An 18,800-nucleotide genomic window follows, 5' to 3' on the forward strand; every position below is an offset into this window, starting at 1 on the left:
CAATCGTCACCTGGCCGGTCACGGCATCGACGCCGGGATTGGCTATGCTCTGGGAACCTACATACAGGCGAGGGATTTATGGACGATCCAGTCGACAACAACAAACCGCCGACCTTCTGGCAGATGCTGCACAGCGTGCTGGCTGCCGCGTTCGGGGTACAGAGCGGGAAGAATCGGGCCCGGGATTTCACCCACGGCAAGCCGAGTCATTTCGTGATTCTGGGGATTCTGTTCACGGCAGTGTTCGCGTTGACGCTGTTTGGCATCGTCAAACTGGTGGTGTACCTGGCGGGTATCTGAACCGGCTCAGTGCATCAGGGCTTGCAAGCTGAACGGGTAGCGCCAGGACGTCGGTCGCCCCTTGGCCGAGAGTTTCTGGAAATCCACACCGTAATCCTGAGTTGAGCTCAAAGCCAGCAATCGCTTGGCTTGTGCGTGATCGATCAGCTGCAACAACGGAATCTGCCGGTCGCGCCCACCGTACTGGCTGACATCCACCCCCTGGTCGTAGTCGTGCAGCTGCACCAGCGCCCAACCACCCAGAGTGAAGTGGCCGCCCAACAGCACACTCAACCGCCCATCCAACAGCGCCTGTAACGCGGCCGGTGAATTGTTGATGGCACTGAACAGCGCGTCCTTGCCGGGCTGGCCTCCGGTTTCGGCGTAAGCCTGCATGGCGCCAAAGGCCATTTCATCGTTGGCCGACCAGACCAGCGACGTTTGCGGATAACGCTTGAACAATAACCTGGCCTGTTCATAGGCGCGCTCGCGGGTCCAGCTGCCATAGACCAACTGGCGCAACCGCACTTCAGGGTGTTCGGCCAATGCCCGCATCATGCCCTTCTCACGCTGTTGCGCGGCTGGCGTGTTCTTCAGGCCGGAAAAGGCCACCAGATCAATGGCCTGACCGGGCGCGACCGGGCGATGCAGGCGAATCAGCTGCTTGAGCATCAAGTAGCCGCCCTCCTCATTGTCGGGCACCAGGCTGCCCAACCAGTCGGAATACTTGTCCGGCTGAGCGCCGAGCAAGCGCACCTGGTCTGCGGTCAGGCCGTTGTTGACCAGAAACAGCTTCACACCGCTGCCTTGAGCCAGACGCAGGATTTCGGGCGCAACGTACAGTTCGTTGACGAACACCAGATAGTCCGGTCGATTCGGCCCTTGCAGGGCTTCGCGGGCCTGTTTGAGTGTGGTTTCAGCGTTTCGCTCGGAATACTGGATGTGCAAATCCATGCCAAGGTCCTTGGCCGCGGCCTGCATGAATTGCGAGTAACTGACCCAGAACGCCTCTTGGGTGGTCCCTGGATTGAGGAACAATACGGACGCCGCCTGGACACATGGTCCCCAGACCATACCCAGCGCCAGCACTGCACCACAGAAGAACTTCAACATTGATCGTCCGAGCCCCCGCAAATTCGCCGCGGATTATATCCAGCGAACCTCCGTAAAACGGCGATTTTTCCGGTTTTAGTCAGACAATCGTCGGAACCGGGCCCGGACGGGGTCGTTTACTGATGGCTGACCCAGAAAACCGCCGTCCCCACGACCAGAATGATCAGGAACAAAATTGCCCAGGCATCAACGGTGCTATCGCTTTTCCGTGCTTTGGTTGGGTTGCTCATTGCATCGCCTCTTGTCGGTTTTATCGGTGATTGCATAAAGACTCGAGCAGAGTAAAGACGACGATTGCCCGCACCACAAACAGGGGCTTTGCAACAAAGATTCTCATTAGGCGATTTGGTTCTTTACATATGCTCAAACATCACTTTTACGCATAACTGCAAACTGGTATCTTGCCCCGGCTCCGTTGGGAGTGCGCGGCCGTGCGCGCAGAATTGCCGAGGTTTTATCGGACGCCAGCAAGCCAAAAAACGCCGCTGTTTCCGACCGGCCCAAGCCTGAGAACAGGACTTATATGTACGTATACGACGAATACGATCAGCGGATCATCGAGGACCGCGTCAAGCAGTTCCGTGATCAGACCCGACGCTATCTGGCAGGCGAGCTGAGCGAAGAAGAATTCCGCCCCCTGCGCCTGCAAAATGGCCTTTATATCCAGCGTTTCGCGCCGATGTTGCGAGTCGCCGTGCCTTACGGCCAACTGACTTCGCGCCAGATGCGAATGATGGCCAAAATTGCCCGCGACTACGACAAGGGCTACGCCCACATCAGTACCCGGCAGAACGTGCAGTTCAACTGGCCGGCCGTGGAAGACATCCCGGACATCCTGGCTGAACTCGCGACCGTGCAGATGCATGCGATCCAGACCAGCGGCAACTGCCTGCGCAACGTCACCACCGACCAGTTCGCCGGTGTGGCCTTCGATGAGCTGATCGACCCGCGCCCATGGTGCGAGATCGTCCGCCAGTGGACCACGTTCCACCCGGAATTCGCTTATCTACCGCGCAAGTTCAAGATCGCCGTCAACGGTTCTACCTCCGACCGCGCCGCCATCGAAGTCCACGACATTGGCCTTGAACCGGTGCACAACGCCGCCGGCGAACTGGGTTTCCGCGTGCTGGTCGGTGGTGGCCTGGGCCGTACGCCGGTCGTGGGCGCGTTCATCAATGAATTCCTGCCGTGGCAAGACCTGTTGAGCTACCTCGACGCCATCCTGCGGGTCTACAACCGCTATGGCCGTCGCGACAACAAGTACAAGGCGCGGATCAAGATTCTGGTGAAAGCGCTGACGCCTGAAGTCTTCGCGCAAAAAGTCGATGCGGAAATGGAACACCTGCGCGGTGGCCAGACCACATTGACCGAAGCCGAAGTGCAACGCGTCGCCAAACACTTCGTCGACCCGGACTACAAGGCGCTGGACAACCAGACCGCCGCCCTGGCCGAGCTCGACCAGCAGCATCCGGGCTTTGCCCGCTGGCGCGTGCGTAATACCCTGGCCCACAAGAAGCCGGGCTACGTGGCCGTGACCTTGTCCCTCAAGCCTACCGGCGTTGCACCGGGCGACATCACCGACAAACAGCTCGACGCCGTGGCCGACCTGGCCGACCGTTACAGCTTCGGTCAACTGCGCACCTCTCACGAGCAGAACATCATCCTGGCCGACGTTGAACAGAGCCAGCTGTTCGCCATGTGGGGCGAGTTGCGCGAGCAAGGTTTCGCCACGCCGAACATCGGTTTGCTGACCGACATCATCTGCTGTCCGGGCGGCGACTTCTGCTCCCTGGCCAACGCCAAGTCAATCCCGATCGCCGAGTCGATCCAGCGCCGCTTCGACGACCTGGACTACCTGTTCGACATCGGCGAGCTGGACCTGAACATCTCCGGTTGCATGAACGCCTGTGGTCACCACCACGTCGGCCACATCGGGATTCTCGGGGTGGACAAGAAAGGCGAGGAGTTCTACCAGGTTTCCCTCGGCGGCAGCGCCAGCCGTGACGCCAGCCTGGGCAAGATCCTCGGCCCGTCCTTTGCCCAGGAAGCCATGCCTGACGTGATCGAAAAGCTGATCGACGTGTACATCGAACAACGTACCGAAGACGAACGCTTCATCGACACCTATCAGCGTATTGGCATCGACCTCTTCAAGGAGCGTGTCTATGCAGCGAATAATTAAGAACAACGAGGTCGTCGACGAGACCTGGCACCTGCTGCCCAAGGATTTCAACATCGACGAGATCAGCAACTGCGACGACCTCATCGTGCCGTTGCAGCTGTGGCGCGAACACAGTCGTATGCTCCTGGCCCGCGATGGCGGCCTGGGCATCTGGCTGGACGCCGATGAAGAGGCCGAGGAAATCGGTGAAGACGTGGCCAGTTTTCAGGTCATCGCCTTGAACTTCCCGGCGTTCACCGATGGCCGCAACTACTCCAACGCCCGCCTGCTGCGTGACCGTTACGGTTTCAAGGGCGAATTGCGGGCCATTGGCGACGTGCTGCGTGACCAGTTGTTCTACATGCATCGCTGTGGTTTCGACGCGTTCGCCATTCGCGCCGACAAAGACCCGCACGAAGCCCTTGAAGGCCTCAAGGACTTCTCGGTGACCTACCAGGCCGCTACCGACGAACCGCTGCCGCTGTTCCGTCGTCGTTGACAACATGAAGCCCTGAACCCACTCGGGATCAGGGCTTTATCGTCTCGCTGTGTTACCCCAAAACTGCTATCGTCACATCGGAATCGGTTGCCCCAAAGCCACCCAGTCCCGGTAGAGCTGCGCACCGGTTTCCAGTGCCGTGAACACCGCAAGCGGGTTATCGAAAGCGCCCACCGGTATCGATGGATTCAGGGTCAATCGTACCCACAATTCATCCGAAGCATCGGCGTCGGTCAACAGACGCCAGACTCGGGCCTGAAGATCCAGATAATTGACCCGGAAATCCGCGGTAAGCGTCAATGTATTCACGGTCCCTAAAAACCGCCCGCCGCCCTGCCTGAGTGCCAGACGCTGCCAGACCCCAAGCCGGGCGCTTCGCTGCGTGACTTCAACCCCGTTCAACCAGGCCACCGGATCCGAATAGTCAGGTCCTGGCGCACTCAGCCACAAGTTGATACCCGTTTGCTCTCGATGCGTGACCAGCCGCTGCAGGGTGTCCTCATCGGTCAGCGGGTTGTTCCACAGCAGTACTCGGTCCCTCGAGATGGCCTGATCGAGTATCGCCTGCGGAACGCGATGAATCTGGTTATTCCTCAAATCCAGCAGCGTCATGTATGGCTGATTCATCACACCAACGGGGCACGTAGAGATTCCCGTATCGTTGAGCCTCAACGTTCGCAACTGGTTCATCCCCAGCACTAAGGGAGGCACACCCAACGGGTTATAGCTCAGATCCAGCGCTTGAAGGTTAACCAGTTGACTTAACTGCGCGGCAGTATCTTCCCGAAAAGTCAGCTGCGTTGCCCGCAGATTCAGCGATTCGAGGTGCTGCAATTGTGGGATCACAGACGGTAATACACTTTCCAGTTGTCCGTTGATATTGGCCAATCGCAGATCGGTCTCTTGCAGATTCAAGGTACGTAAATCGGGAAAGCATTGCAGAAAACCATCGAGGGTTTCTCGTTCGACTAAATGGAAGTTGTTCAGCTTCAGCTCGACCACATCATCGAATCGGGCGTTGAGCGCCGGCAGTCGATGAAAGTCTTCGTAACCCATATTTATCGTAAAGCCGACAACATGATCTCCGGAGTAGTGGCTGTTTTGCTGCGGCGTCCGCTTTTGCAAGATGGCAACCAGTTCATCACCCAGCTCGCCTCTGGTTTCACGTTCATACGTCATCGTATCCTGCAGTAGTTCTGCATTGCGTAATCCGATTTGCAGGTGAGTGAGTCCTTCCGTTCCGGGATCACCCATTTGCAGGAAGTCGACGTCCATATCGTCAATGTCTGCCGCCACTTGATCGAACCATGTTTCCAGATCCACGTGCAGTTGCTGCAATAGCTGTTTCTGCTCGTCAAGGTACGCCTGAGCCCTGCTCCCCAGCCGCTGCATCATTTGATTGGCGTCGGCGTCGGAAAACTCGGGATAGAACTCTTTGTACTGCAACCTGAGCGTATCCTGCGCCAACGTCACAGCCTGCGATGAGCCAAAGCTGCCACCTTTCAATCCCTGTCCCTCGAAAGGCAGCCCTGAGTCCATTCTATGCAGTCCGAGGACAAGTTCGGTACGAGACAACGCATGGTTGCTGATTTTGAGTTTTAGCTCGGCGCCCGGGTCCGAGGACAACAGTTGCAACACCGAACGCTCATCTTCGGACAGCACGCCAACCAGCGCCTCATACAAATTCGTGGGCGCATTGGACAGGCCATGATGCTGGTAGCGGGCTCCCACTTTGATCAGACGTCGACACTCGGGCGCATCAAGTGGACCGCTACGATCCAGGACACGACCTGTGATGGAACCATCAAGCACTTCGACTCGCAGCCCCTTTGGCCACCCGGGCAGATTTTTCAGCGAATGCAAGGCCAGCGTGTCTGACTCGGAACTCACCACTGACCTTAGAAAGAGCCCTTCATAAGCCCGATCGAGGCGCACATGCTGCTGGTATTGGCGCGCCTTGCTGTCCAGCTGTTTGAATAATTGCCTGGCTTCGGCGAGTTCCGGGGCTGCCGTGAAGTCGACGCCGTAACGATCGAGCATTTGCTCCACGGCGGCTCTGGGTAGATTGGGATACTGCCGTTGAAACAACCGGACCCATTGGTGTTCCGTCTGTTGCAACGTCTGATACCGACGGTTGAACAACTCGGCGGGAGCGGTAGATGGATCAGCCAGCGCGGCGACCTCTTGATCGATCCTGAAGCGGTCGACGGTGTCGGCCAGCAAAGGCGTCGGCGTTCGCCCTGCCTGCATCAGACGCAGCATGTCGTCATCGACCGCGCTGACCTTGCCGATCTGTGCCAGCACCTCATCACTGAAAGTCCCTACAGGCGCACCGACGCCACGCAAAAGGTCAACACGGGTCGGCAACGACAGGATTGGTGTTTCGATCGCAGCTGATTCGGAAATCGCCCTGGAACCGGACTGCGCCAACGGTTCCGCTCCGCCGTGCTCTGTCCTGACCAGCGTAGCCACATCCGCCCCTTCGCGGCTAAGCGAGGCGACGCCTGCGGCCAACGGCAGCGCATTGAGCAAGCCAAACACTGTACGGGTGAGCCCCTGAGAACGGTCACTGGCCGTCTTGCCACTAATAACCTGATCCAGGCCAAAACCGGCATCGATCAGTCCGGCCAGGGCCAACAACCCCTCGCCTCCCGGTACAAATAACGCCAAGGGACCGAAACGGTTCACCCACTGCACAATCGGCTCGACGACAGCACTCAAATTGTCGCGATTGACCTGAGCATCGTCGCGAATGGTTTGCTTACTGGCTATGGCCGCCTGCTTCATGCTGAGAACCAACTGCGCAAACGGATCAGTGTTCGAGGAAGCAAGGTCGACGCCGATGTAGTCGGCCGGGTCCCAATAACCATCGTTATTGAAGAAGCCCGACTCCTTGGTCAAGTGATGCTGTCGCGGGAAAATCGCCATGCCATCGAGCGCTGTAAGCACTCCGGCATGAAACGTACCGTCCTCGCGTTCCTCGTCGGCGAAGTGCGCAGCCAGTGCCTGCTTCGTTTCGGTAGCCTTGCCCTGTTCGACTAGCCATTGACGCAGCTGCCCCCTATCGGCGAATTCATGAAGGGGTGAAGAGTTGCCAGGGATATACAACAGCACTCGGTCGCTGGATCGGTCTCGGTAGCACCAGATATCCCTCGCCGTGTATCGATAGAGCTTCAAACGGCTAGCCTCGACGCTTGCTGACAGTTGCGTCGGCGCTTGCAATTGTCCGATCGTCAGTCCTTCCCATGCTTGATCCGGCGGCAGCCCCGCCGCCCGCATGGCCAGCTCCAAGCCTTTTTTTGACAGGCAGTATTCATGATGCTGCAGCCACGCCGCCATGACGAAAGCAGTCTTGACCGATGTCCTCAGGGCATAAGGACCGGGAGCAGCGATGACCGCGTCCGACGGCCAGGCCTGATCGAGATAAGCCTGGTATCGATCAGAAAGAAACAACCCCCAGACCCACTGTTTGAAATCGGCAGGCCGCAGATTGATTTGCGTGTGCGGGCCATAGGATTGCGGAACCGTGGCGCGGTAAATGCCTTCATAGGTGTCGTGGTTACCGCTGCCCACATAAGCAAACTCATCGACCTTCTCGACAATGCGCACCGACGGCCCGATGTCGGGCGGTGTGTACAGACCAAACACCGTTTCGCCGAAGCGCCCATCACCCACCGTCTGATAATTGCCAAGCAGGGCCTGGATCAGGGTGCGGGAACTCCCCACCTGCCCCTGATGGATACCGTTCTCTGGAGGATGCCCATGGTAGTTATAGTCGAGCGTTACCAGCAGGGCTGCCTGCGGATCAATGTCGGCTCCCCACTTTTCCTTGATCAAGCGCTCGCCAAACTGAGCGGGAGTTTGCGGTAGTGCGGTCTCCACCGCGGCCTTCAGTTCGTTGTGCATCAGGACATTGGGTGTTGGGGCACCGCCATGGGCGTGATTATTCATGTGCATTCCATTGCAAACTATTGGGAATCACCAGAATAACCAGCGGCGACTCAAGCGTAAGTCGGAATGCTCGGCTGATCAGTTAGGACGTTTCGCGGCGGCCACAGGAAAATGACAAACCTGAAATTCCGGGCGAAAAAAACCGCGAAAAATCCGCGGTTTGATCTTGTTGCAGACGCCCGCTAAAGGCTTACCAGAAGCGTTGCTGGGTCAAACGGCTCCACCAGCTCAGCAGCACGCGATCGACCGAGCCGCTGGCGGCCATGCCAATGCGCTCTGGCAGGCTTTTGCGTTCGGTGTAATGCAAGTGATAGAGCTCGGACTTGCTGGCGCGCTCGGCGAGGTATTCATCGCTGGTCTTGAGTTCGTCGACCAGGTGCTTGTCCAGCGCCGCGACGCCGAGCCAGATTTCGCCGGTGGCCACTTCATCGATCGCCAGCTGCGGGCGATAGCGCGACACGAAGTTCTTGAACAGTTGATGGGTAATGTCCAGATCCTGCTGGAACTTCTCCCGCCCCTTCTCGGTGTTTTCGCCAAACACGGTCAGGGTGCGCTTGTATTCACCGGCGGTCAGCACTTCGAAATCGATGTCGTGCTTTTTCAGCAGGCGATTGACGTTGGGCAACTGCGCCACCACGCCAATCGAGCCGAGGATCGCGAAGGGTGCGCTGATGATCTTCTGGCCGATGCACGCCATCATGTAGCCGCCACTGGCCGCGACCTTGTCGATGCACACGGTCAAGGGCACGCCGGCTTCGCGGATGCGCGCCAGTTGCGAAGAAGCCAGCCCGTAGCTGTGAACCATGCCGCCGCCGCTTTCCAGGCGCAGCACCACTTCGTCCTTCGGTGTGGCGAGGGTCAGCAAGGCCGTGATTTCGTGGCGCAGGCTTTCGGTGGCCGAAGCCTTGATATCGCCGTTGAAATCCAGCACGAACACCCGGGGTTTGGCCTCGGTTTTTTTCTTCTGTTTCTTGTCGGTTTTAGCCTGCGTCTTGCGCAGGGCCTTGAGCTGGTCCTTGTCGAGCAAGGTTTGCTCCAGGCGCTCGCGCAGCCCTTTGTAGAAATCATTGAGCTTGCTGACCTGCAACTGGCCGGACGACTTGCGCCGTCCCTTGCTGCGCAAGGCCGCAAAACTGGCCAGGACCACCAGAATGGCGATCACCAGGGTCACGGTCTTGGCCAGAAAAATGGCGTACTCGGAAAAAAACTCCACGGGGACTCCTCAAACGATGCGCGGCTCGAACGCGCGCGGGATACCTCCAGCATACCCATGCGCCGACCTTGCGACCAGCCGTGAAACCTCTGGCAGCAGGCCTGTAACGGGCATTTCAAACAAGCGTATGTTTTTTAATTGACAGTACACCGCCATCCTCATAACCTCGCCAAACCTTCAACGCACCGGGATGACGCGGACGTGGGCAGCATCTATTTGATTCGACATGGCCAGGCCTCTTTTGGTGCGGACGACTACGACGTCCTGTCGCCGACCGGCATTCGACAGGCTGAAATCCTTGGCCGCCACCTGGCCGAACTCGGCATCAGCTTCGACCGCTGCCTGGCGGGCGACCTGCGCCGCCAGCAACACACGGCCAACAGCGCGCTGGAACAATTCGCCGCGGTGGGCCTGCCGGTGCCGCTCCTGGAAACCGACTGCGCCTTCAACGAGTTCGACGCCGATGCGGTGATCCGCGCGCTGTTGCCGGCCATGCTGCCAGACGAACCCGAAGCCCTGAACATCCTGCGCAATGCCGCGCAAAACCGTGGTGAGTTCCAGCGTATCTTCGCCCTGATCATCGAACGCTGGCTCGCCGGCACCTTTGACACCCCGGGCCTGGAAAGCTGGCTGGGGTTTGTCGAGCGGGTGCAGGCCGGCTTGCATCGCATCCTCGACCAGGCCGACAACACCCAGAAAATCGCTGTATTCACCTCCGGCGGCACCATCACCGCCCTGCTCCATCTGATTACGCAAATGCCTGCCCGGCAGGCCTTTGAATTGAACTGGCAAATCGTCAACACCTCGCTCAACCAGCTTAAGTTTCGTGGTCGCGAGGTGTCTCTGGCTTCCTTCAACGGTCATGCGCACCTGCAACTGTTGAAGACCCCGGAACTCATCACGTTTCGCTGAGTCCGGACTATTGTGACCCTGGCTGTAATCACCCAGCTCTTATTACCCAAGAAAGGATCGAACCATGACCTCCGTAGCAGACGCCGTACAAGCAATGAAAGCCAAGTTCAACCCAGCCGCTGCTGTCGGTCTGGACCTGGTCTTCGGTTTCCGCATCGACGACACCAAGAACTTCTCGCTGATCGTCAAAGACAGCACCTGCGAACTGCAGGAAGGCGAGAACCCGGACGCCCAGGTGACCCTGGTGATGGACGGCGAAACCCTGGAAGGCATCGTCGACGGTTCGACTGACGGCATGCAGGCGTTCATGGGCGGCAAACTGCGCGCTGAAGGCGACATGATGCTGGCGATGAAACTGTCTGAACTGTTCCCGTCGTAAGCACCCGGCTCCCGAGCTTCGGGAGCGTGCAAGGCCGCAAACGAATCCCGCCCTTAGTCGCGGGATTCGTCGTTTTTGCCCCCTCGCCACAGGTTCGGTGGTGCTCTTACAATGTCGGCAATCTCCACACCGGCCACCCCATGGACATTGACCTCGCCCGCACCTTCCTCGAAATCGTTCGCCACGGCAGCCTGGCCGCGGCTGCCGAGAAGCTCCATGTCACCCAGACCGCGATCACCGCGCGGGTGCAGAAACTCGAAAGCAAACTGGGCAGTACCCTGTTCGTGCGCAACCGCGCCGGAGCCCGCCTGACACCCAATGGCGAAGCGTTCGTGGTGTACGCCAATCAACTGGTGCAAACCTGGGAAGCCGCGCGGCGTGATTTGCCATTGCCCGAGGGCTATCGCGATGTGCTGCACATCGGTGGCGAAGTGAGCCTGTGCAACCCGCTGATGCTCGGTTGGGCCGGCGAAATCCGTAAAAACATCCCCAGCCACGCCTTGCGCATGGAAATCCGTGACGGTGAAAACCTGCTGCGTCAACTGGAGTTGGGCGTTCTGGATGCCGCGCTGGTGTATCAGCCCGAGTATTGGCCGCGTTTGCAGGTTGAGCAAATTCTCGAAGAAAAACTGATTCTCGTGCGCCTGGCCGGCAAGCCAGATCCTTACGTGTACATCGATTGGGGCGCTGACTTCCGACGCCAGCACGACGCCGCCCTGCCGGAAAAAGCCAAGGCGGCGCTGAGCTTCAATCTTGGCCCGCTGGGCCTGCAGTACCTTCTCGAAAACGGCGGCAGCGGCTACTTTCGCACCCGCGTCGTGCAAAGTTATCTGGATAGCGGCGCCCTGGAACGGGTGCCCAAGGCGCCGGAATTCAACTACCCGACCTATCTGGTCTATTCGCGCGATCGTGACTCGCCGACACTGCAACGGGCCTTCGACCTGCTGCGCGAGGTTATCGATTCCGACGAAGACTGGTCGCAACGCTGGGACCCGCTGACTTGAGACCGGTTTGCACCGGATCATGGCCGTTGTGGCCTCAAGGTTCGGCCCGTCAATTCACCGGGATCGGCTAATCTGAAAGAGATAACAAAAACGACAGGTGATTGCAGTGAGGCAGACCACCGAAGGATTCCGCAGCCGTTACCGCGCCGACATTCATCCGCTCTACAACCCTTGGCTGCACGGCGCTTTTGTCCTGTTGTTCGGGGCGCTGGCGATCAGCGCTTTCTGGAGCACCGTACATCAGGTGCGGCCAACAGAATGGCTGGCGGTGCCCGTCACGCTGCTGCTGTTCAACCTCGGCGTGTACAGGGTGCATCGCCACCTGGGTCATCATAGAAAGGGCTTCGCCCGGCTGTTTTATGCCCGCCACGCCGGCGACCACCACAGCTTTTTCACCCCCGGCCACATGACCTGCGACAGCGCCCGCGACTGGCGGGTGATACTGTTTCCGGCATGGCTGATCGTGCTGCACACCCTCGCCGTCGCCCTGCCACTCTGGTGGCTGCTCAAGCACATCAATACCAACGTCGCCGGATTGGTCGGCGGCCTTCTTGTCCTCGGTTACCTGACTTACGAAGTGTTTCATGCCTGCGAGCATCTGCCGTCGCACAACCGGGTCACACGATTGCCGTGGATCCGCCAGATGCGCCGGCTGCACGAACTGCATCACCGCCGCGAACTGATGCAGGAGCGTAATTTCAACATCGTTTTCCCGCTGATGGACTACCTGTTCGGCACCCTCTACTGGGAACCGGAACCTGTGCCGCTCAACCCGACGAGAACGCCCATGACCCGCATGCAGCATCAGGTTGTCATTGCCGGAAACCCGATCAATGTACTGGCCTACGCCAGCACCGTGACCCTTTGGCCGCAATGGCATCCGTCGTCGCTGCATATCGATGGGCCGAAAGGCCCGTTGCATGCTGGCGCACGTTTCGAAGAGGACATCCGCGCTGGTGGCCGCGACGGGCACTTGCGCTGGGAGGTAGCGGAGTACTTGCCCGGACGGCGCTGGAGCGCCCGGGCCCAGGGTGATCATGGCCTGTCGCTGGTGGTGACCTATGAATGCGATGTCGAGGGCAACGACACGCGTTTCGTCCGGACCCTGGAGTATCAATTCAGCGGTCTGGCGATGCGGATTGCCAACCGGTTGTTGCTCAAGCGGCGCATCGATCGGGAATCGGCGGCGTCGATGCTGGCGTTGCGCGACATGGCGCAGAAGTATCTGGCGGCGACGGGGGTCGGCGCGTGAGCAGAACCTTCAAATGTCTGTTGCTGGCCATCGTCGTCATCGGCGCCTTCCTGCTGCTGATGCCGACCAAAGTGCGACCGGTGGCCTGGACGCCACAACCTGCGCCGTCCCTCACCAGCGGAATCTACGCCGACAATCAGCGGCTCAAGGGGGTGGAACGCGTCGGTGCCGCCGACATCGACGGGCCGGAAGCCTTGTTGCTGGAAAACGACACGCTCATCACCGGCCTGCACGACGGTCGCCTGATCCGCACGAGCCTGGATGGCAAGACCACCAAAGTCCTGACCGATACCGGTGGCCGGCCATTGGGCCTGGCCCGGCATCCCAATGGTCTGCTGGTGATCGCCGATGCCGTCAAAGGTTTGTTGTCCCTCGACGCCCAGGGGCGTCTGGTGGCCTTGACCACAGAGGCCGGCGGCGTTCCCTTCGGTTTTACCGACGATGTGGCCATCGATAAACCCGGTCACTACGCTTATTTCAGCGATGCTTCGAGCCGCTTTGGTTATGGCCACGACGGTGAGGCCGTGCTCGAACACGGCGGCGACGGTCGACTGCTGCGTTACGACTTCCAGACCGGCAAAACGTCGGTTGTGCTGGATAAGCTGGAGTTTGCCAACGGCGTGACCCTGGGGCCGGACGATGCCTATGTACTGGTCAATGAAACCGGGGCCTACCGCATCAGCCGTTATTGGCTCAGCGGTCCGAAGGCCGGCACCCATGACCTGTTCATCGACAACCTGCCGGGGCTGCCGGACAATCTGTCGTTCAATGGTCACGACCGGTTCTGGGTGGCACTGTATGCCCCCCGAAACGCCTTGCTCGATGGCACGGCTGCACATCCGTTCGTGCGCAAGATGATCGTGCGGGCGATGACTGTCTTGCCCAAACCCGTGGAAAATCGCGGGTTTGCCCTGGGTCTGGACCTTGAGGGCAAAGTGATTGCCAACCTGCAGGACGGCAGCAGCGACAACTACTCACCGATCACCACAGTGCGCGAGTATGGGGACTGGTTGTATTTCGGTTCGCTGAAAGCGCAGAACATGGTGCGTTTGCCGTTGGGCAAGGCATTGCAATGAGCAGTCCCCGCATCTGATTTCACTCAAGCCCCCTTGTAGGAGCGAGCTTGCTCGCGATAAACCCGAGAACACCGCGGGGTACCTGCCAACCAGCGTTATCGTTGACGTCCATCGCGAGCAAGCTCGCTCCTACAGGGGGCGGAGTTCAGTTCACAGGGGTATTTTGGCTGGGTCATGAGGCACCTCGTTGAGAGCCGTAACATTGGTCTCTGAGCATTCGAGGTGCCGGTTCTGGTTGCCGTTCCAACTTTCCGGCCACCGCTCGTCGGTGGCAGCACGCTGGGTCAGGATGTCGAGCCCAGTTGCTTGACGATCTTGTCCTTGACCAGCAGGCGAGCCTCCTTGAGTTTCCTTACGGTGTCATCGTTGGACTTGGCCTCCTCTGCTTTCACCACTTCGGCATCCGCCTGGGAATACTTGTTAAGCAGTGAATCCAGTAACGGATCCTTGGTGCGTTTCTGCTGGACTTCTTCCTTTGAGCGTTTCAGATCCTGATAAAGGTCATGGGGCACCGGCATGGAACACCTCCGTTTGTTGATCGGCAGCGAAACGCGATCAATTGCGTTCACCAACTATCAGAATGGCCTCGGTTAGCCCGTTCTGTCGACCACCTGTCAGACCAGCGGCGTCCGTTCGTCGTCCTGTCGCACAGGCGATAAAACCTTTGCCTGCACCCGCGCCTCCACTGGTTTCAGCCGTTAAGCACCGTGCGCACCATTTGCCTGAGTGCTTCGGGATTGTAGGGTTTGCTCAGCAGGTGGGTGTCGGGGCTGAGCTGGTGATTGCGCGAGATGATGTCGCGGGTATGCCCCGAGGTGAACAGCACGGCCACCGGTGGTTCCTGCACTTTCGCCCAGGCCGCCAGGTCCGAACTCTTGATCAGGCCGGGCATGACCACGTCGGTGAATATCAGGTCCACCGCCAGCCCTTCCAGCAACATTTGCATGGCGACGTCACCGTTGGTGGCCGTGAGGACCTGATAACCCTCTTCGCGCAACAACTCCACCGCCGATACCCGCACCGCCTCATTGTCTTCGACCACCAGGATACGCTCGTGGCCACCCCGTTGCGGCACGTCGGGGTTCGGTGTTTCGCTGGGTGCCGAGCGCAAGGTGCGCGGGAAATACAGCTGCACCCGGGTGCCCTGCCCGACGGCGCTGGCAATTTCGATATGACCGCCACTCTGTTTGACGAAACCAAACACCATACTCAAGCCCAATCCGGTGCCCTGACCGTCGGCCTTGGTGGTGAAGAATGGCTCGAACGCCTGGGCCAGCACCTGCGGCGGCATGCCGACACCGGTGTCCGCCACGGACACCCGTACATAGTCCCCGGCAGCAATGCCCTTGCCGGCGCAAAATTGGCGACCCAGGACGATGTTGTCCGCGCAAAGATCAATGGTCCCCTCACCCTGCATGGCGTCCCGGGCATTGATCGCCAGGTTGAGAATGGCGTTTTCCAGTTGATTGCGATCGACAAACACATTCCAGGAATCCTCAGGCGCTGCCATGTGCACCTGAAGGGTTTCACCCAAGGCACGTTGCAACAGCTCCGCCAGGCCATCGAAAATCTGCCGCAGCGTGAAGACCGCAGGCGACAACGGCTGGCGACGGGCGAATGCAAGCAATTGCGAGGACAGCTTGGCACCGCGCTCGACCGCGGCAATCGACGCCGAGACCCGGCGTTGCACATTGGGGTTATTCGGCTCATGGCGTGCCAACAGGTGCAGGTTGCCAGCGATCACTTGCAACAGGTTGTTGAAGTCATGGGCCACACCGCCGGTGAGGCCACCGATGGCTTCGAGTTTCTGTGACTGGCGCAGTTGTTCTTCCGCCGCCAGCCGCGCCTCGACCTCATCGGCCACCCGCTGCTCCAGGTTGCGGGTGAACTTGAGCAGGGATTCTTCGGCGGTCTTGCGTTCGTGAATATCGATCAGCACACCAGGGAAACGAAATGCCTCGCCTTGCTCATCGAATTCACAGCAACCGCTGGCGAGCACCCAGAAGTAACTGCCGTCGGGACGCCGGATCCGGTACTCGACGTTGTAGGGTTCGCCCGTCTCGACCGACAGTGTGACCCGTTCCTGGACCCAGCTGCGGTCGTCCGGATGGATCCGCCCTTCGACGATCTCCTGTGACAGATTGCCCAAGTCTTGCCCGGGTGGATAAGAGAACGTGCGAGCGAATCGCTCATCACCCGACAACACGTTGGTCTTGATGTCCCAGACAAAGGAACCGAGCAAGGCACCGGCGTTCAATGCCAGGCGCACCCGCTCGTTATCCGCACGATAAGCGTCTTCAGCCACTTGTCGCCGGTGCTCGGATATCACCCGCTCCGTGGTTTCCACCACCATGGACATGACCCCGGCCGGACGTCCGTCATCATCAGCCACCGGGCTGTAGTAGAGGTCCATCCAGACATGTTCCGGAACCCCGTCACGCAGCAGCACCAGTTCTTTGTTGCGATAGGACAAGGTGCCGCCCGCCAGGCAGGTGTCGACTACGTGGCGATTGAATTCGGCGACTTCTGGCCAACCCAGCTCCACCGTAGACCCCAGCAGGTACGGATGACGCCCACCGGCAAACTTGGAGTAAGCATCGTTATAGATCATGTACCCGGGCTGCCCCCAGAGCATCACCATCGGCAGCGAGGACGCGAGCATCAACTGCACCGCGCTGCTCAGGCTCCTGGACCATGAATCGAGTGGGCCAAGTTCGGTCAGGCTCCAGTCGAACGCACGAATGCGCCCGGCCATTTCGCCGTTCCACCCGGAACACCCGTGGCTATCCTCGAGAAACTGCATGGTTTGACTCTATCCCGGTAAGTTGCACCCGTTTGTTTCGAGCATCCTGCACAGTATTCGTTTCATAGAGGTATAGCTGATTCTCGCGGGCCTTTGCAGAACCCTTGTAGGAGTGAGCCGGCTCCGGGCGGCGTTCCGACGATAGCGGTGCGTCAGACGACATCCATGTCGACTGTACCGTTGTTATCGTCGGAACGCCGCCCGGACCTGGCTCGCTCCTAAAGTTTGGTGTTCAGAGGGGTCTACACCTCAATCAGGTGCTTTAGCGGGTTGTAACTGCTTTTCAGGGTTGCCGCGACATCCAGAATGGCCTTCTCGATGCCATTCAAGTGCATGCAGGTCAGCTCGATGGCCGCGCTCTGGTTGCCCGCCTCGATGTACTCGATCAGCCGCAGGTGTTCGTCGTCGCGGCAGGCCTCGTGACTGTCGTCATCCAGTGCGGCGGCATACAGCGACGCCCGGGAAATCAGCTTTTGGAACCAGTCGAGCAACACCGGGTTGTTCAGGCTGCGGGCCAGCTTGATGTGGAACTCGCCGAGCAGGTGAATCAGCCGTTCGTGATCACCGCTCTGATGCGCTTCATCTTCCAGCAGCAAATGATCGCGCAGGTCCTGGGTCACCGCTGTATCACGCCGACGGCACAGTTCGCTGACGATACCGATCTCGATCAAACGCCGGGTTTCGAACAACGAGCGGATCTCTTCGTCACTCGGCAACGACACCGATGCACCTTTATTGGGCTCGGTGGTGACCAGTCCATCGGCCTCCAATTGCTTGAGCGCGGCCCGAACGGACGTGCGGCTGACATTGAAAAGCTCGGCCAGTGAGGCTTCGCCGAGTTTCATGCCCGGACGCAACGAGCGTTTGCTGATCGCCTCGTAAACCCCTTGGTAGACGCGGTCGACCGTGGTTTCCAGTTTCTTTTCCGTCATTCATCAACTCCTCGCGCCCTGTGCAACCAACCCTGGCGAGTGAACAGCCTTTGAAAAAGGGGCTTGCACGGGCAGATTAATCCGGGTATTTCTAAATTGCATCCAGATTTTGCATACAATAATTAGAGGAATGCACCATAATGGGTCATCCAACAGCAATCGAAGTGCGAAACGTCTCAAAGCGATATTCCGACGATCCGGGGCTGGCACCCGCCCTCGATAACGTCTCGGTCGACATTGCCGACAACGAATTCTTCACCCTGCTCGGCCCCTCCGGCTGCGGCAAAACCACCTTGCTGCGCACCATTGCCGGCTTCGAGCACGTCAGCGACGGTGTGATTCGCCTCGCGGGCGAGCCGGTCAACGATTTGCCGCCGTTCAAGCGTCGGGTCAACACGGTGTTCCAGAGTTACGCGCTGTTTCCGCACATGAGTGTTGCGCAGAATATCGCCTTCGGCCTCGAGATGCAGGGCCTTGATCGCAAGCTGATTGCGCAGCGTGTCGAGGAAATGCTCGCGCTGGTGCAAATGCAGCACCTGGCCAGGCGCAAACCGGCCGAACTGTCCGGCGGGCAACAGCAACGGGTGGCTCTGGCCCGGGCCCTGGCACCGAAACCCAAAGTGCTGTTGCTGGATGAACCGCTGTCGGCCCTGGACCTCAAGCTGCGCAAGGAAATGCAGGTCGAACTCAAGCGTGTGCAGAAAGAAGCCGGGATCACCTTTATTTTCGTCACCCACGATCAGGAAGAGGCGCTGACCCTGTCCGATCGCATTGCCGTGATGTCCGCCGGCAAGATCCTGCAAATCGGCACGCCCAACGAGATCTACGAACGGCCGCAACACCAGTTCGTCGCGCAATTCATCGGCGACATCAACTTCCTCCCCGGCCACATCAAGCGCGGCCAGCAGAACGAAAAGCTCTTCGTGCCCAACGGCATGCCCGTGGAAATCCCCTGCCTGGCCCAGGGCTTTGACGGCAGCAAGGTGCAACTGGCGTTCCGTCCCGAGCGTTCGCAACTGGTCGAGCCGACGCAGCCCCATCACCTGCGCGGCGTGATCGAAGCCGTGCTGTATGTCGGCACGGCCACGCTCTACCAATGCCGCCTGAACAACGACATCAAGGTCATGCTGCGCGAGAACAACGAAGGCCTGAACCACGGCCGGGTGGTGGGTGATCGCGTCGCGGTCAACCTGCCGCCACACGCCTGCCTGTTGATGGAGGCCTGA

15 protein-coding genes are annotated in these 18,800 nt (G+C 59.3%); 9 read left to right on the plus strand and 6 right to left on the minus strand.

Features of this window, described 5'->3' with window-relative positions; translation table 11 throughout:
* Nucleotides 1-78: 78 nt before the first annotated feature.
* Nucleotides 79-300, plus strand: coding sequence for a DUF2970 domain-containing protein (locus AC1DKH_RS18620; protein WP_123356846.1), 222 nt, complete (start codon nucleotides 79-81; stop codon nucleotides 298-300).
* Nucleotides 301-306: 6 nt separating this feature from the next.
* Here AC1DKH_RS18620 and AC1DKH_RS18625 read toward each other — a convergent pair whose 3' ends face one another.
* The gene (locus AC1DKH_RS18625; RefSeq protein WP_477798887.1) at nucleotides 307-1,392 is read right to left on the minus strand and encodes an ABC transporter substrate-binding protein; all 1,086 of its coding nucleotides are present in this window, start codon (nucleotides 1,390-1,392) and stop codon (nucleotides 307-309) included.
* 523 nt (nucleotides 1,393-1,915) lie between these two features.
* Here AC1DKH_RS18625 and AC1DKH_RS18630 point away from each other — a divergent pair.
* A complete protein-coding gene (locus AC1DKH_RS18630; RefSeq protein WP_477798888.1) occupies nucleotides 1,916-3,574 on the plus strand; it encodes a nitrite/sulfite reductase in 1,659 nt (552 codons plus the stop codon).
* Nucleotides 3,558-4,052, plus strand: a complete 495-nt coding sequence (locus tag AC1DKH_RS18635; protein WP_477798889.1) for a DUF934 domain-containing protein — start codon at nucleotides 3,558-3,560, stop codon at nucleotides 4,050-4,052. Before AC1DKH_RS18630 ends, AC1DKH_RS18635 begins: the two co-directional genes overlap by 17 nt.
* A gap of 72 nt (nucleotides 4,053-4,124) precedes the next feature.
* Here AC1DKH_RS18635 and AC1DKH_RS18640 read toward each other — a convergent pair whose 3' ends face one another.
* Complete coding sequence (locus AC1DKH_RS18640) at nucleotides 4,125-8,003, minus strand: dermonecrotic toxin domain-containing protein (RefSeq protein WP_477798890.1); 3,879 nt, start codon at nucleotides 8,001-8,003, stop codon at nucleotides 4,125-4,127.
* A 190-nt stretch (nucleotides 8,004-8,193) separates the two neighbouring features.
* Complete coding sequence (sohB, locus tag AC1DKH_RS18645) at nucleotides 8,194-9,216, minus strand: protease SohB (protein ID WP_477755525.1); 1,023 nt, start codon at nucleotides 9,214-9,216, stop codon at nucleotides 8,194-8,196.
* Between the two features lie 201 nt (nucleotides 9,217-9,417).
* On the opposite strand from sohB, the gene AC1DKH_RS18650 reads away from it, so the two are divergent.
* The 5 genes from AC1DKH_RS18650 (at nucleotide 9,418) to AC1DKH_RS18670 (ending at nucleotide 13,839) form a co-directional block, all read left to right on the plus strand.
* A complete protein-coding gene (locus AC1DKH_RS18650; RefSeq protein WP_477798891.1) occupies nucleotides 9,418-10,128 on the plus strand; it encodes a histidine phosphatase family protein in 711 nt (236 codons plus the stop codon).
* 64 nt (nucleotides 10,129-10,192) lie between these two features.
* Nucleotides 10,193-10,507 (plus strand): SCP2 sterol-binding domain-containing protein, encoded by a 315-nt coding sequence (locus AC1DKH_RS18655; protein WP_477798892.1) that lies wholly within the window; start codon nucleotides 10,193-10,195, stop codon nucleotides 10,505-10,507.
* A 140-nt stretch (nucleotides 10,508-10,647) separates the two neighbouring features.
* Nucleotides 10,648-11,511, plus strand: a complete 864-nt coding sequence (locus AC1DKH_RS18660) for a LysR family transcriptional regulator (RefSeq protein WP_477798893.1) — start codon at nucleotides 10,648-10,650, stop codon at nucleotides 11,509-11,511.
* Between the two features lie 106 nt (nucleotides 11,512-11,617).
* Entirely contained in the window at nucleotides 11,618-12,763 is a 1,146-nt protein-coding gene (locus AC1DKH_RS18665; protein WP_477798894.1) for a sterol desaturase/SRPBCC family protein, read from the plus strand.
* Complete coding sequence (locus AC1DKH_RS18670) at nucleotides 12,760-13,839, plus strand: SMP-30/gluconolactonase/LRE family protein (protein ID WP_477798895.1); 1,080 nt, start codon at nucleotides 12,760-12,762, stop codon at nucleotides 13,837-13,839. Before AC1DKH_RS18665 ends, AC1DKH_RS18670 begins: the two co-directional genes overlap by 4 nt.
* A 284-nt stretch (nucleotides 13,840-14,123) precedes the next feature.
* On the opposite strand, the gene AC1DKH_RS18675 is transcribed toward AC1DKH_RS18670, so the two are convergent.
* The 3 genes from AC1DKH_RS18675 to AC1DKH_RS18685 form a co-directional block, all read right to left on the minus strand.
* Nucleotides 14,124-14,357, minus strand: a complete 234-nt coding sequence (locus AC1DKH_RS18675) for a DUF465 domain-containing protein (RefSeq protein ID WP_046038510.1) — start codon at nucleotides 14,355-14,357, stop codon at nucleotides 14,124-14,126.
* A gap of 173 nt (nucleotides 14,358-14,530) precedes the next feature.
* The gene (locus tag AC1DKH_RS18680; protein ID WP_477760322.1) at nucleotides 14,531-16,642 is read right to left on the minus strand and encodes a hybrid sensor histidine kinase/response regulator; all 2,112 of its coding nucleotides are present in this window, start codon (nucleotides 16,640-16,642) and stop codon (nucleotides 14,531-14,533) included.
* A 242-nt stretch (nucleotides 16,643-16,884) separates the two neighbouring features.
* A complete protein-coding gene (locus tag AC1DKH_RS18685) occupies nucleotides 16,885-17,574 on the minus strand; it encodes a GntR family transcriptional regulator (RefSeq protein WP_007987445.1) in 690 nt (229 codons plus the stop codon).
* A 140-nt stretch (nucleotides 17,575-17,714) separates the two neighbouring features.
* Here AC1DKH_RS18685 and AC1DKH_RS18690 point away from each other — a divergent pair, with 140 nt between their 5' ends.
* Entirely contained in the window at nucleotides 17,715-18,800 is a 1,086-nt protein-coding gene (locus tag AC1DKH_RS18690) for an ABC transporter ATP-binding protein (RefSeq protein ID WP_477755208.1), read from the plus strand.

It is taken from the genome of Pseudomonas sp. 05L36, from assembly GCF_056398125.1.

Excerpts from the sequence above, each read along its gene's own strand:
- AC1DKH_RS18655 (WP_477798892.1), top strand. The coding sequence starts at position 10,193 with ATGACCTCCGTAGCAGACGCCGTACAAGCAATGAAAGCCAAGTTCAAC.
- AC1DKH_RS18625 (WP_477798887.1), bottom strand. The coding sequence starts at position 1,392 with ATGTTGAAGTTCTTCTGTGGTGCAGTGCTGGCGCTGGGTATGGTCTGG.
- AC1DKH_RS18635 (WP_477798889.1), top strand. The coding sequence starts at position 3,558 with ATGCAGCGAATAATTAAGAACAACGAGGTCGTCGACGAGACCTGGCAC.
- AC1DKH_RS18685 (WP_007987445.1), bottom strand. The coding sequence starts at position 17,574 with ATGACGGAAAAGAAACTGGAAACCACGGTCGACCGCGTCTACCAAGGG.
- AC1DKH_RS18660 (WP_477798893.1), top strand. The coding sequence starts at position 10,648 with ATGGACATTGACCTCGCCCGCACCTTCCTCGAAATCGTTCGCCACGGC.
- AC1DKH_RS18690 (WP_477755208.1), top strand. The coding sequence starts at position 17,715 with ATGGGTCATCCAACAGCAATCGAAGTGCGAAACGTCTCAAAGCGATAT.
- AC1DKH_RS18630 (WP_477798888.1), top strand. The coding sequence starts at position 1,916 with ATGTACGTATACGACGAATACGATCAGCGGATCATCGAGGACCGCGTC.
- AC1DKH_RS18680 (WP_477760322.1), bottom strand. The coding sequence starts at position 16,642 with ATGCAGTTTCTCGAGGATAGCCACGGGTGTTCCGGGTGGAACGGCGAA.
- AC1DKH_RS18620 (WP_123356846.1), top strand. The coding sequence starts at position 79 with ATGGACGATCCAGTCGACAACAACAAACCGCCGACCTTCTGGCAGATG.
- AC1DKH_RS18640 (WP_477798890.1), bottom strand. The coding sequence starts at position 8,003 with ATGAATAATCACGCCCATGGCGGTGCCCCAACACCCAATGTCCTGATG.
- AC1DKH_RS18675 (WP_046038510.1), bottom strand. The coding sequence starts at position 14,357 with ATGCCGGTGCCCCATGACCTTTATCAGGATCTGAAACGCTCAAAGGAA.